Origin of the sequence: Actinoplanes aureus, assembly GCF_015704865.1 — a bacterium.
Taxonomy (GTDB): domain Bacteria; phylum Actinomycetota; class Actinomycetes; order Mycobacteriales; family Micromonosporaceae; genus Actinoplanes; species Actinoplanes aureus.
In genome coordinates this window covers 82,279-95,485 of the sequence record NZ_JADQTO010000035.1, presented here as the reverse complement: position 1 = coordinate 95,485, position 13,207 = coordinate 82,279, and the positions used below count along the sequence as shown (strand labels likewise).

The window sequence follows — 13,207 nt, the reverse complement described above, 5'->3', positions numbered from 1 at the left end:
GATCCGGCGGGTCCGGGCCGCGCTCCTGGAGATCCTGGACTGCGCCTGCTTTGTGGTCGATACCGCCGAGGGCCGTATAACGAGCTGAAGCGCAGCACTCAGTTGCTCGATCGAACGGTAGTTCGCTCTCTGTATCCGACGATGCATGATCAATTCGCTGGCCGGCCTCGAGACGCCCTGTCAGCGAAGAAACCTGGTCTTGCTGGAGCTGGCCGGCCTTGGCGCGAGACGCAGGCCAGACTCGGACAGTGAAACGATGAAGGCGTACGTTCGAAGGTCGGCAGAATGTAAATCTGAGCGTCCTCGATCCGCGCCTAGGAATACTCGGAGGCAACTGACGATGAGAAGGTCGATCCACCGCGGGTCAACGGACAGCCGCGCACTGATCTGGCACCCCTCTCTGTCAAGTGCTGATCATGTGGGGTGTTTTAGGCTGTGGTTCGGCGGGTCCGGGAAGTGACTTGTCCGAAGTGCCGATCATGGGGATTGGGTCGGCCGCGCTGGATGTCAGAGTCGCTCCCGTGTGTCCTCCCGGGCCCGTTTCTAGCTGTTTGGCGTCGGCGAGCATCTGCCGGTAGACGACGTCGGACAGCCGGCGTTTCAGAGCGCGCAGCGCTTCCATCGGTGGTTTGCCTTCGGCAAGCCGGCGCCGGTAGTAGCGGCGGCCTTCAGTGTCGTGGCGCAGTTGGACGATGGCCATGATGTGCAGGGCACGGTTGATGCGTCGGTTGCCGGCGCGCGAGAGGCGGTGGCGGTTGTTGTCGCCGGAGGACGCGTCGAGCGGGGCGGTGCCGTTCCAGGAGGCGAAGTGCGCGCGGCTGGCGAAGCGGCGGATGTCACCGGCGTCGCCGAGCAGCCGGGCGGCGCCGGACGGGCCGATGCCGGGCAGCTCCAGCAGCCGGCTGCCGGTGCTGGCGACCAGTTCGGTGAGTTCCTGTTTGGCGATCTTGATCTTCTTGTCGAGGACGGCGAGTTCGTGGATCAGCTCCGACGCTAGCCAGCGGCGGGTCTTGCCGACCACGTCACGTGGGCGCACGCTGGCCAGCAAGGCGCGGGCCTGCTGGGCGGACAAGGCCTTCTTCGCGCCACCGGGAATGAGCTCGAGCAGCAGCGTGTGCAGCCGGTTGACCACGTCGGTGCGGGCGCGGCCCAGCTGGTCACGGCGGTCGACCAGCAGCCGCAACGCGACGGTGGTGTCGTCGGTCTGCACCCGCCGTAGGTCCGGGGTGCGCAGGGCGACCACGGCGACGCTGCGGGCGTCGACTGGGTCGGTTTTGCGGCCTTGCCCGATGGCGAACACCCGGGCTCGTGCGGACAGCTTCGCGGGCACGTCCACGACGGTTTCGCCGTCGGCGACCAGGCGTTGCGCGACGTGCCGGCCGATGCCGTTGCAACCCTCGACCGCCCATTCGCGGTCTTTGTGCCGGCGGCCGGTGGCGAGCATCGCCTTGTAGCCGTCGGTGTCGGTGCCGAAGCGCCCCTGCCCGATCGTCTGCTCCCGCTCGTTGATGACCTCGATGGTCGCGGACCGCTTGTGCGGATCCACCCCGATGATGACCCGAGCCACCAGCAACTCCCTCCCTGGTCCCGACACGTGTGTCGGCGGGAGGGCAGCGCTACTTTGGGGACTGTACAAATACGGCGGATCTCGATCTTGAGGAGATGCGCCACGATGACGACCGAGCCGATCGTCGAGCAAGACCGTGCCGGTGAGTTGGCCAGCTCGGCCACCGACGAGCAGTTGATCGCGATGCTGGTCGACCGGGCCCGTAGTGACGGGCTGAAGCTGACCGGTGAGGGTGGGCTGCTGCAGAAGCTGACCAAACGGGTCCTCGAGTCTGCGCTCGAGGGTGAGATCACCGACCATGTCGGCTATGACAAGCACGATCCCGAGGGCCGCGGCAGCGGCAACTCCCGCAACGGACACCGCGCCAAGACGGTGCTGACCGATGTCGGCCCGGTCGAGGTGCGGGTGCCGCGCGATGTGGCCGGCACGTTCGAGCCGCAGATCGTGCGCAAGCGGCAACGCCGGCTGACCGGCGTGGACGAGCTGGTGCTGTCGCTGTCGGCCCGCGGTCTGACCCACGGCGAGATCGCTGCTCACTTGGCCGAGGTGTATGGCACCGAGGTGTCCAAGCAGACCATTTCCACGATCACCGACAAGGTGATCGAGGGCATGGCCGAGTGGCAGAACCGGCCCCTGGACCCGGTCTACCCGGTGGTGTTCATCGACGCCGTGAACGTGAAGATTCGGGACGGTCAGGTCGCGAACCGGCCGATCTACCTCGCCTTGGCGGTCACCGTCGACGGGCACCGCGACATCCTGGGCATGTGGGCCGGTGACGGCGGTGAGGGCGCCAAGCACTGGCTGCACGTGCTCACCGAGCTGAAGAACAGGGGCGTCGCCGACGTGCTGATGCTGGTCTGCGACGGGTTGAAGGGCCTGCCGCAGGCGGTGGAGGCGGTCTGGCCCCGCACGATCGTGCAAACGTGTGTGGTACATCTGCTGCGTAACTCGTTTCGCTACGCAGCGCGGCAGGACTGGGACAAGATTGCCCGAGCGCTCAAGCCGGTCTACACCGCGGCGACCGAGGACGCCGCGACCGAGCGGTTCATGGAGTTCGCCGAGGCCTGGGGCAGAAAGTATCCGGCGATCGTGAAGCTGTGGTCCGACGCCTGGGCCGAGTTCGTGCCGTTCCTCGCCTTCGACGTGGAAATCCGCAAGGTCATCTGCAGCACAAACGCGATCGAGAGCGTCAACGCCCGCATCCGCAAGGCCGTCCGGGCACGCGGTCACTTCCCGAACGAGCAGGCCGCACTCAAATGCGTCTACCTGGCGTTGATGAGTCTGGACCCCACCGGCGCCGGCCGCCGCCGGTGGACCATGCGCTGGAAAGCACCCCTGAACGCGTTCCAGATCGCCTTCGAAGGCCGGCTGACCCCGGCCGCCCACTGACCCCGTTCAACAACCAAGATCAGCCGTTAACTGGACAGACCCCGGCCACCGCAGCCTCGACATGACCCTGCGCTACGCCAAAATCGCCAACCGCACCGTCGCCGACGAATACTTCGCCGTCACCGAGAAAGTCGAATCCCTTTACCAGCAAGGAAAACCGCTACCCGCGGACATCATCGGCCCCCGCATGGCACGGCTACGCCGTGAGCACCACCGCCTGCTCGGCAACGGCTACTGCACCCGCCCACCCGAACTCGACTGCGCCTTCGAAGCCATCTGCGAAACCTGCACCTTCTTCCAGACCAGCATCGAGTTCCGGCCCACCCTGCAAGCCCAGCACGACCACGCCGCCGAACACGACCAGACCCACCGCGCCGACCTGTTCACCCGACTCCTGAACGGCCTGGACCAACAAGCATCATGATCAACTTGACAAGGATTACCTGCATAATGCCGATGTGAGGGCGTCGCAGGTTTGGTGCGGCGCCGCGAACCGTGTCCTACCCGAAGGGTGGCCGTTATCGATTTCTATCCAGCGCTCGGGGTGCCCGATCGGCGCGTGAGGTGCAGCGGCTACCGCCGAGAAGCCTCGCCCAGTACCTCCTGCGCCACCCGCACGATGTCCTCGTAGTTGGCAACTTTCGCCAACAGCGACTCGTGCACCTGCGGGTATGTCTGGACCAACCGCTCAAGCAACCGTGCATGCCCCAGCACATCGTTGTCGCCCATCACCGCACCGCCAATCGCCTGCGGATTCCTGTTGGCCAGACCAGCCGTCGCCGCCTGCATCCAAAGCAGCAAAGCGCTGTCGATCTCACGCCAGCGTTCGTCCATCATCGCGCCCGCACCTCGCCATGCTTCTCGCAGATGCCGACCGGGACCAGGTCATGCCTGGTTCCGCCCGACGAGAAGGCGCTTTGCGTGGGCTCACCCGGCACCATGCGCACGTCAGTTACCTTGCGCGAACATTCCCGGCAGATGTACTCGCGATCTTCGTTCCCCATGAGGCCAACAACGACGGTCACGTCTCCGGGTTACGGGCGCCGGCCCCCCAACGTCCGAAGCGGCCAGGACCCGCCAGAGAGCTCCGGCCTCAAGGCGGTGGGGCGCCGTTCGCACCAGGCCACCGACATCCCACACCAGCTGGATATACGCGCTCGTGCCGAGTTGAGTGCATCCGATCACGCCGAGACCGCCGTCGAGACACCGGTCATTTACAGACGGTGATCAAGCTGCGAGAGCGACGACAACCGCTAACGCGAATCCGGCCATTGCTCCCCACCCAAGAGCTGCGGCAAGCGCCCTCGCGCGGCTCCAGAGAGCCAGTAGCCCGCACCCGGCCAGCGACCAGAAGAGAAACACGGCGGCGGCAAAAAGCCCGAGTTGCGACTGCATCTTCGCGTCGCTGCCAGACAAGCCCTGGCTCTGTAGGAGTAGCAGCATCGCAAGGAGAACCTGAGGCAGCGATCCCAGAAAGCCGAACATCCAAGTCCGACGGGAACCCCCGGCCGATCGGCTGCTTGATCCTGAGTCCGCTTGCCTAAACATGCATCCCCTTCGCTCGCGGCGGCTGGTGGCAGGACTCCGCGTTCGTGGCGAAATCATCTCCTGTGGCAGAGAAGGAGGGGAGCGGTTCGCTCACAATCCGCGACGCCAACCGGCCAATGGCCTGATTTGCCGCTGTCACAGCGCGTCGGCTACTGTTCGCCGTCACGCTGCGTACACACGTGCCGGTCAGCCGAACTCGCGGATCTAGCCGAGAAGGGGCGCCTGATCGAGAGCTTAAATACTGCGGCGGCACCGAAGCGGGAGCGGGCAGGAGCTGCAACCGGTTGCCGTGTACCCCGGCCGGCGCCGCGATCAACGGTGCACCATGGCTCTATGGGTAGACGCGACAGCGACGACCACGACATCGCTTCCCGACCATCGTCATCCTTGAGGCGCGCGGTTGTTCGCAAAGGTGCTGGGATAGTGGCAATGGGATTAGTCGCGACTCTCCTCGGGTGCGAGGCCAGGTCTCGTATCACCTACGCCAATGGCTTAACCATGGTCGGGGATGCGGTCACTGCATTCGCCGGAAGCCTGGATCCCCGGCCTCCGTTGCCCAGCCCAAGCCACGGCCCCTACGTAGGGTCTTGCGATGGACTCGACGGAGACTCGGATGGGCAGACCAAGATTACGTTCTATTACTACCTTGGAGAAGTGCCCCTTGCGACTAGCGATGCGTGGTTCGATCAGGCACGTCGGTATCTAGAAACCCATGGCTTCGTCGATATCAGCTTCAATGGCACGGCTGGTAGGTACCAGGAAGCTCGTTCCATCGGCGGGATCTCAGAATTTTCAAGGGTAAACGTCGGCATGCGGCGAGAATCAAAACATGAACGGTTGCCCGATAGCGGTACGACGAAGATATTCGGTGGCTCCCCCTGCATTCTTGAACCGTCGAGCTGGCCAGATTAAGGTCTTGACGCGGTCTCGAGCGACGCTGGCTGAGGGACTCGCTCACCTGCGGCCCCGACAAGTTCAGGTGCGCGCTTCTGGCACCCCTCTCTGTCAATGGGTGGCGGAGATTGGTGCTCTAAGGTGGGATCCGGCGGGTCCGGGAAGTGACTTCTCCGAAGTGTCGATCCTGGGGTTTGGGTCGGCCGCGCTGGATTGCAGAGTCGCCCCCACGTGTCCTCCCGGGCCCGTCTGGAGCAGCTTGGCGTCGGCGACCATCCGCCGGTAGACGATGTCGGACAGACGCCGTTTCAATGCGCGTAGGGCCTCCATCGGGGTCTTGCCGGCCGCGAGCCGGCGCCGGTAGTAGCGGCGGCCTTCGGTGTCTCGGCGCAGTTGGACGATGGCCATGATGTGCAGCGCCCGGTTGATGCGCCGGTTCCCGGCGCGCGATAGGCGGTGCCGGGTCTGCTCGCCGGATGAGGCGTCGATCGGTGCGGTGCCGTTCCAGGAGGCGAAGTGGGCGCGGCTGGCGAAGCGGGCGATGTCGCCGATGTCGCCGAGCAGCCGGGCGGCGCCGGACGGTCCGATGCCGGTCAGCTCCATCAGCTTGCTGCCGGTGGTGTTGACCAGCTCGGTGAGTTCCTGTTTCGCGGTTTTGATCTTCTTGTCGATGACGACGAGTTCGTGGATCAGTTCCGAGGCGAGCCAGCGGCGGGTCTTGCCGGCCACGTCACGGGGACGCACGGTGTTGAGCAGAGCGCGGGCCTGCTGGGCGGACAGATCTTTCTTCGCGCCGCCAGCCACCAACTCGAGCAGCAGGTGATGTAAGCGGGAGACCACGTCGGTGCGGGCGCGGCCGAGCTGGTCACGGCGGTCGACCAGCAGCCGTAACGCGACCGTGGTGTCGTCGGTGACGACCTGGCGCAGGCCTTCGGTGCGCAGGGCGACTACGGCGACGCTGCGGGCATCGACGGGGTCGGTCTTGCGGCCCTGACCAGTGGCGAACACCCGCGCGCGGGCGGACAGCTTCGCGGGCACATCGACGACGGTCTCACCGTCGGCGACCAGGCGCTGGGCGACGTGGCGGCCGATGCCATTGCAGCCCTCGACCGCCCAGAGGCGGTCCTTGTGCTGGCGGCCGGCGGCGAGCATGGCCTGGTAGCCGTCACGGTCGGTGCCGAACCGGCCCTGCCCGACAGTCTTCTCCCGGGCGTTGATGATTTCGATGGTGGCGGAACGCTTGTGTGGGTCCACGCCGATGATGACCTCAGCCATCGTGCCCTCCCCAAATCCGACATCGGTTGTCGACGGGAGGGCAGCGCTACCTTGAGCTGGGCAGTCCCCTCTGGAGCCTCTCGCCGCCGCGGTGACCGGTGGGGCGCACGCCAGATGAGAGCCACACCAAACTGCGGTGGGCAGCCGCGATGAGAGCGACTCCACCGGTCACCTCGACCCAACCTGGCCGGGCTGCGGTCGTGCAATCACTCAATAGGTAAGCCGCGATCCGAGCGCCGGGCGACCATGCCATTAACTAAGCGTGAGATGCGGAAGAGATCGTCGGGTCGGCAGTCACCGCAGGATCGGAGCGCCAGGCGTTTCTACCTCTATGGGGCCTGGCGTACCTGGCTCTGCATGGGACCCGTACACCGACACCTACTCCCAACGAGTAAAAGCCCTCGGTTTCGTACTCGTGGTCCGGGCGTTGCGGCGCCCGGACCACGAGTACAGCGCAGCTGCTCGTCCTGCGTATGCGGGCGCAACCGTCCGGACCACCGGCGGTGGACCTGCCGTCTTGCCCCGTCAGCCGCGCTGCTGCTCGGCGAACCGGTCAGGGCCGACGGGCTCGTCGGCGACGAAGTGCCCTGCGGTGAGGGATCGGAGCTCTTCGTCGAACGGGACATCTCGAGGTGTTCCAGGATCCGCAGGCGACGCGCCGCACAGACCAGGGTCACCTTCTACCCCGCGACGGCCTTGAGCTGCGCACCGGCTATCGCGTACGCGCCCGGAGGCCTGCTCACCGGGAGCGGCTCGATCGTGACGATGCCGGTCGGCGCGCAGACGGGTTACGGCGTCATCGGTTCCTCTGCTCTTCGGGTGGCAAAGTTTGCGGGTGTGCGATCAGCGGCTGCGCGTGCGGCGGGTATCCGTAGCCCGTCTCCCAGGGGAATCGGCCCTGTTCGTCGGGCCAGACCAGTTGGTGCAGGCGCACCTTGTCGCGACCGTAAACGGCGAACGCCGCGCCGGGATGCAGGTCGTCGTTCGGCGGACCGTCGACGATGATCGCGTCGTAGCCGACGAGGACGTCGCCGATGAGCTCGCCGTGGGAGAACCGTGCGGCTTTGTCGTACACGCGGCGCGCGAGGTCGTTGAGCAGTCCGTGCGCGAGCTCGGCGGGCAGGCCGGCGACGAGCAGCTCCGGGTGATCGTGGGCGGTGAGTCCGACGGTGTAGGAGAACGAAACAGCGGTGGGCGGGTCGTCAGAGGTAGGGACGACGTGCACGACGGACCAGCCGACCCGGTCGATGATCTTGACCTGCTCCTGCAGGAATTCGTCGATGCTCGGCATGAGAGGCAATCTCCTTCGAGAGTTGTTCCGGCGTCGTGGCATTGCCATTGCGGTCGCGGCGCTGGAAGCGGCGCCGTGCCTCTGGCAGCGCTTCAGCGGGCTGGTATGGCGGCGACGCGGGTCTGCCTGCCAGGGGCGGCCCGTAGTTCAGGCCCAGGCGTGGAAGGTGACGGTTGTCGCCTGCTGTCGCTTTGTTCGGCCCCGGCGGCACGGGGTCAGGCGTTCTCGATGGCGGTGACGGCGGCGTCGGCGATGCGGACGACGGCGTCGACGGGGTCCGCGACGGTGATCGTGGTGGTGCTGGTGAAGGTATGGCTGTCCAGCTCGGCGGGGTGCAGCCACAGCACGGCGCAGCCGGCCCGGTGCAGGGTGGTGATCAGTTTCTGCGCGGCGGGTTTGTCGGCGAGATCGCCGTCGGACACGACGGCGAGCAGCCGCAGGGTGCGGCCGTGCCGCAGCTCGAGCATCTGGTCGGCGAGTTTCACGGCGTCGCAGAAGGTGTAGGTACCGCCTTCGGGTTGCATGTGCAGCACTTGGCTGGGGCGGCTGTTCGGTGGCACCAGCAGGGTGGTGCGCTCGCCGAAGCCGATGGTGGTGGTGACTGCCTGGCCGCGGTGAGCGGCGTGCGCGAAGATCCACGCCGCGGACGACAGTTCGGCCGCGTAGGTGCGCATGGAGCCGGACAGGTCGGCCAGGACCGCGAGGTGCAGGGTCGGTTTCGGCGGCGGCTGCTGGGTGCGGTGCTGCCATGGCTGCGCGGTCGGGGTCTGGCCGGCAGCTATTTGGGCGTCGGCGGCGATCGCGTGCCGGGTGCGCAGCCGGCCGGGCGGCAGCACGGCACCGCGTCGGACGGTTTCGGGGTTGCGGATGCGGGCTCGCCGGATGCGGTCGGCGAGCTGGCGGGCGGCGGCATGCTGCTCGGCGGTGGGCGGGGTGGATGGCCAGTCGCCGGGCGCCTGGTGGCGCCGGTTGAGGATCGTTGCCCGGTAGTCGGTGGGAGTGAGGCCGACGGCGGCGGCAAGGAAGTCTGCCAGGGCCTGCTCGAGGCGGCCCGGGAACTCGCCCGCGTCGGCGGTAGGGATCTTGCGGTGCCGGTTCGGGTCGATGCCGAGGATCTCGCACCACCGGCGCGCCAGTTCGATCATCGAGGAGGCGTCGGTGTCGTCGACCAGGTGCGCTTGCTTCCACACCTCGCGCAGCCGGCGTAGTCGCGGACGGCCGAGGACCGCGGTGACGGCGGCCCGGATGCCGCGGACGTCTTTGCTGGTGAGGATGCGGGCATCGACGCGTGCCAGCAGCAGCGCGGCGAGGACGCCGGCATGCCAGAGGTCGTCGACCGGGGCGGTCCTGGCGTCGATCAGGATGGTGTTGACGGTGTGACGCAGCCAGCGGCGGTCGGTGCGACGCCGGCCGCGTTGCCGGCCTTCGGCGCGGGACTCCTCCAGGAGATCGGCGACCTCGGCGAGGATCGGCCTCGTGCCGGGCGGTGTGGTCCACCGGCTATGGGCGGCGTGCGCGGCGCCGTGGACGAGCAGCCCGTAGCCGGTGGGCACGATCCTCTTGTGGCCGGCTTTGCGGGGGTCGGCGATCTGCGGTGTGTCGGCGATGTAGTCGGCGTCGACTTCGATGCGCCGCAGCGCGGGGTAGAAGCATTCCGGGGAGCCGCCGCCGGCGCCGGGGGCGACGAACACGTGCAGGTCGGTGCGGCCGGTCAGCGTGGGGACGTGTTTGGTCCAGGCGTCGGACCAGGGTTGCCAGTCGTCGTCGGGGGCGGCGGGGGTTTTCGGTTTGCCGGGGCGGCGGTGTTTGTTCGACTGCGACATCAGGTGCCTCCTTCACACGGGTGGGTCAGCGTTTGCCGAGGGTGAGGGGGGTGATCGGCTTGCCGGTGTGCCGCGACAACGCGGTCGTGACCTCGGTGCGGCAGTCGTCGGGGGCGATGCCGGCCAGGTTCGACAGGGCGGCGGCCATGCCGAGGGTGTCTTTGACCTTGACGAAGCCCAGCAGCTCGCGTAGTTGCGGCGCCCAGCCGATCCGGCCGGCGCTCAGTTCGGCGTTGAGGTCGATCGCCGCGTCGACGACGGCCTTGGGCACTTTGAGTTCGCGGGCCAGGTCCCAGTCGGTGGTGACTTCGATCTGCACCGTGAATCGGCTGCCGAGGGCTTCGGTGAGGACGGCTCCGTGCACGCCGGGGTTGTGGCCGCCGCACACGTAGAACCCGTCGACGGCTTCGACGATCTCGGTGCCATGCGGGGTGGTGACGGTGACCTTGCCGCGGCCGTCCATCACCGGGTACAGCACCGCCAGGACCCGGGTGGGATGAGGGTGGCGTCGTCGACCAGCAGCGCCCGGCCCTCGCGCATGGCCTGTACGAGCGGGCCGTAGACGAAGTCGTAGCCGCCGCCGGGCAGCGGCGCGTAGGAGCCGAGGAAGTCGTCGACGATCGTGTCGCCCGTGCCCGCAATGGTGAGCAGGTCGTCGAAGGCGGCTTCCAGCATCGCGGTCTTGCCGGTGCCCGGCGGCCCGTACAGCAGCACCGGGACCTGCTGTTTGCGCAGCTTGTGCAGGACCTCGATGTCCCAGTCGCCGCCGAGCCGGCGCGGGTAGTAGGTCTGGCCGCTGGGGCGGGTGACCGGTGTCGGCTTCCCGGCGCGGCGGCGCCCGGATCCGCTGCGCGGCCTGCCTGCGGCAGGCAGGAGGCTGCCGGCGGCGTCAATACCGGCCTGGGTGATCTGGAATCGGTGCGGGTTGGTGTGGTGGGTGGCGTGCCCGGCGGCCGCCATCTTCTTGCCGACTTCGAACACGGCGCCGGTCGAGGGCGCGTCGATGGCTTTGGTGATCTCGCCGACCTTGTGTGGACGGTCGGGATGATCACGTAGGTAAAGGGCGACCTTGCGGTACAGATAGCCGGATCTACCGGTGGCAGACGCAGGGTTGGACGAAGTGTTGGGTGTCGTCAAAGCTTCGGCCTTTCCGAGAAGGCGGACAGGCCTGTGCACCCGTCTCCGGGTGCGCAGGCCTGTAGCCGCACGGCGGAGACGGGTGGATCGCCCTGGACGCCTCGATCACGCAGATCGAGGACGTGGGGCGCTACACCCGGTCGATGGATCGATCGTGGTCACCGGTGCCCGCCGAGCGTTCGGCGAGGCCGGTGGGCCGGGAAGTGGTCGGTAGAGAGTCGGTCAGGAGGAGGGCTTGGACGGCGGCTCGACTTCGGTGAAGCCGAAGAGCCGCCACCGGCTCCCAGCCCGCGGAGGAGCTGCGCCGGTTTCAAACGTCTGTTGGTACTTCAAGATCAGCGGTAGGCGACGCCTCACCATCCGGCGTTCACGATCTGTCACCGGGCGAAGGGCGCCGCCGACACGGATCGCGGAAGATCAGTGCGCATCTTCAGTGCTGTCGAGATAGAGCGGCAGGACCGCAGCAGTCGTCACGGCCAGGTCCCGGTCAAGAACCTTTTCCTGTGGGACAAACACCATTGCGCGCCCTTCGCCGACTACCACGTCCTGCTGCGAAGCGTCGGTCGTGCCATGGAAAACGTGCACGGTCACCGTGTGCGGGAAGCCCGCCTCGTACGGACGAGGGCCACTCCATAGCGGATTCAGCTCCCCCGCCGCCAGGCCCGTCTCTTCGAGCAACTCTCGATGCGCTGCCTGTTCGGGCGTCTCACCTGGCTCGACATGGCCGCCGGGCAGGCTCCACTGGTTCGGAGAGGCCGAGGTTCGATCATCGCGATGCTGCATCAGTACCGCTCCCGAGGAGTCGACGAGAAGCACCAACGCAACTTCATAGGTGGCCATGGCGAGATCATTCCAGGATCGCGTCTGCGGGCCGGCTTACCGGTCCCGGCATGATCGAGTGCTCGGGTCTCGGCGGGAGAGTGGCGGAGGGTTTTTCGGAGTTGGCGAATAGCAGCGTGCCGGTGGATCAGCGTTGGGGTCCGCGGTGGAGTCTGTGGGTTGCGGCATATCGGGCCCAGTTGCTGCCCGCGATCGCTGCCCACTTGGCGGCGGTGGCATCGCGTCCCGTCGCCTTCTGCGCCCCGGGGGCTTCGCTGCCGGCGGTCATCATGCCGAACCGAATCGGTAAGGATTCATCGGGTAGTCACCGAAGTACGGATACGGAATAGCCCGATGCTGCGTATCCCCGCTCCCGGTCTGCTCGTAGCCGTAATAGCGCGTCATCGACGCATCCGCCCACCGCTCGAACAACACCACGTGCCCGCGCAGATTCGGCGCTGTATTGATCAACAGATCGCCCGGCCTCAACGCGGATTTCGAAATGATGGTGGAACGCGCCGCCAGCCCTGACGTGTTCAACCCCGGCCCCTCCAGTCCGAGGGCCATCGACACGTAACCGGAGCAGTCCCGCCGGTAGCCCTGAAACCAATCCGCAGGGTCACCGCTGGACAGGTACGGAACCGGGCCATCCGACCAGGCGGTCAACCACGATTGCGCCCGACCGAAAACCGTGGCAGCGTCAACACAGCTACCGGAATCCGCAGCCGTAATCACGACACAAGTGCTCAGACACTGCTCAAGATCGAACGGAATTGCTAATCCGAGCGCGGAACCTACAGCGCCGACCAGCTGGACGGCATCCGGCTCCCACTTCGCGTAGGCCTGCGGATAGGCGCTGATCTGCACCGCCTGCGCGGCCTGCGCCAGGGTCATCGTCTGCCAGCCGGGGACGGCTAGCAGCTTGGTGTAGAACTTCGTCGCCGCGTACTGCGGGTCCTGCAACTGCGCCGGCGTGCCCCAGCCCTGGCTCGGGCGCTGCTGGAACAGCCCGACCGAGTCGCGGTCCCCGCCAGCCAGGTTGACCAGCGAGGATTCCTGCATGGCGGTGGCCACCACGATCACCTGACCGCGGGCCGGGACCTGCAGGCGCTGGCCGACCGCAACGATGACCGCCGCGTTCGCGACTTGCTCGGCGTTCCACTCTCCGATCGGCCCGGGCGCGGCTCTCGCACCGCCGCTCACCGAAGCGCTGGAGCCGGTCAGCGACGCATCCGCGGCGGGCAGGCAGTTCGCCGACGCGCCGCCGCCGCCGCCGAGCAGCAGGCCGGAGCAGCCCAGCAGCACGGCGGCGACCGCGACCGCGATCCCGACGATGGCACGCGAGATCATCACCGGTCACCTCCAGTTTGGTGTGCCGGTGTCCGACCGGACCGGGGTGGCCGCTGGTCCACCGCTGCGGAGGCCCACCTCGTGGCCGATCCGGGTGCGGGGCCGGCCACGAGG

General features: G+C 67.2%; 11 protein-coding genes. 2 read left to right on the top strand and 9 right to left on the bottom strand.

Features of this window, described 5'->3' with window-relative positions:
• Positions 1-403: 403 nt before the first annotated feature.
• Positions 404-1,699, bottom strand: a complete 1,296-nt coding sequence (locus I4J89_RS43135; protein ID WP_230860580.1) for an IS110 family RNA-guided transposase — start codon at positions 1,697-1,699, stop codon at positions 404-406.
• 51 nt (positions 1,700-1,750) lie between these two features.
• On the opposite strand from I4J89_RS43135, the gene I4J89_RS43130 reads away from it, so the two are divergent.
• The gene (locus I4J89_RS43130) at positions 1,751-2,956 is read left to right on the top strand and encodes an IS256 family transposase (RefSeq protein WP_230860587.1); all 1,206 of its coding nucleotides are present in this window, start codon (positions 1,751-1,753) and stop codon (positions 2,954-2,956) included.
• A gap of 61 nt (positions 2,957-3,017) precedes the next feature.
• The gene (locus tag I4J89_RS43125) at positions 3,018-3,380 is read left to right on the top strand and encodes a hypothetical protein (RefSeq protein WP_230860579.1); all 363 of its coding nucleotides are present in this window, start codon (positions 3,018-3,020) and stop codon (positions 3,378-3,380) included.
• 149 nt (positions 3,381-3,529) lie between these two features.
• Here the strand turns inward: I4J89_RS43125 and I4J89_RS43120 are convergent, their stop codons facing one another.
• The 8 genes from I4J89_RS43120 to I4J89_RS43090 form a co-directional block, all read right to left on the bottom strand.
• The gene (locus I4J89_RS43120) at positions 3,530-3,793 is read right to left on the bottom strand and encodes a hypothetical protein (RefSeq protein ID WP_196420004.1); all 264 of its coding nucleotides are present in this window, start codon (positions 3,791-3,793) and stop codon (positions 3,530-3,532) included.
• Positions 3,794-5,509: 1,716 nt separating this feature from the next.
• Complete coding sequence (locus I4J89_RS43115; protein ID WP_196420003.1) at positions 5,510-6,673, bottom strand: IS110 family RNA-guided transposase; 1,164 nt, start codon at positions 6,671-6,673, stop codon at positions 5,510-5,512.
• Between the two features lie 796 nt (positions 6,674-7,469).
• Positions 7,470-7,964, bottom strand: a complete 495-nt coding sequence (locus tag I4J89_RS43110) for a DUF4262 domain-containing protein (protein WP_196420002.1) — start codon at positions 7,962-7,964, stop codon at positions 7,470-7,472.
• A gap of 215 nt (positions 7,965-8,179) precedes the next feature.
• Complete coding sequence (locus I4J89_RS43105; RefSeq protein WP_196420001.1) at positions 8,180-9,787, bottom strand: VWA domain-containing protein; 1,608 nt, start codon at positions 9,785-9,787, stop codon at positions 8,180-8,182.
• Positions 9,788-9,812: 25 nt separating this feature from the next.
• The gene (locus I4J89_RS50470) at positions 9,813-10,265 is read right to left on the bottom strand and encodes a hypothetical protein (protein WP_230860578.1); all 453 of its coding nucleotides are present in this window, start codon (positions 10,263-10,265) and stop codon (positions 9,813-9,815) included.
• Positions 10,250-10,924 carry an AAA family ATPase gene (locus I4J89_RS50465; protein ID WP_230860577.1) on the bottom strand — a complete coding sequence of 225 codons (675 nt, stop codon included), beginning with the start codon at positions 10,922-10,924 and terminating at the stop codon, positions 10,250-10,252. Before I4J89_RS50465 ends, I4J89_RS50470 begins: the two co-directional genes overlap by 16 nt.
• A gap of 417 nt (positions 10,925-11,341) precedes the next feature.
• Positions 11,342-11,764, bottom strand: a complete 423-nt coding sequence (locus I4J89_RS43095) for an NUDIX hydrolase (protein WP_196420000.1) — start codon at positions 11,762-11,764, stop codon at positions 11,342-11,344.
• Positions 11,765-12,031: 267 nt separating this feature from the next.
• A complete protein-coding gene (locus I4J89_RS43090; protein ID WP_196419999.1) occupies positions 12,032-13,093 on the bottom strand; it encodes an NlpC/P60 family protein in 1,062 nt (353 codons plus the stop codon).
• Between the last annotated feature and the right edge of the window lie 114 nt (positions 13,094-13,207).

What these genes read in the sequence shown, in the direction of transcription:
- I4J89_RS43130 (WP_230860587.1), top strand. Translation starts at nt 1,751, where the DNA reads ATGCTGGTCGACCGGGCCCGTAGTGACGGGCTGAAGCTGACCGGTGAG.
- I4J89_RS43125 (WP_230860579.1), top strand. Translation starts at nt 3,018, where the DNA reads ATGACCCTGCGCTACGCCAAAATCGCCAACCGCACCGTCGCCGACGAA.
- I4J89_RS43120 (WP_196420004.1), bottom strand. Translation starts at nt 3,793, where the DNA reads ATGATGGACGAACGCTGGCGTGAGATCGACAGCGCTTTGCTGCTTTGG.
- I4J89_RS43115 (WP_196420003.1), bottom strand. Translation starts at nt 6,673, where the DNA reads ATGGCTGAGGTCATCATCGGCGTGGACCCACACAAGCGTTCCGCCACC.
- I4J89_RS43110 (WP_196420002.1), bottom strand. Translation starts at nt 7,964, where the DNA reads ATGCCGAGCATCGACGAATTCCTGCAGGAGCAGGTCAAGATCATCGAC.
- I4J89_RS43105 (WP_196420001.1), bottom strand. Translation starts at nt 9,787, where the DNA reads ATGTCGCAGTCGAACAAACACCGCCGCCCCGGCAAACCGAAAACCCCC.
- I4J89_RS43095 (WP_196420000.1), bottom strand. Translation starts at nt 11,764, where the DNA reads ATGGCCACCTATGAAGTTGCGTTGGTGCTTCTCGTCGACTCCTCGGGA.
- I4J89_RS43090 (WP_196419999.1), bottom strand. Translation starts at nt 13,093, where the DNA reads ATGATCTCGCGTGCCATCGTCGGGATCGCGGTCGCGGTCGCCGCCGTG.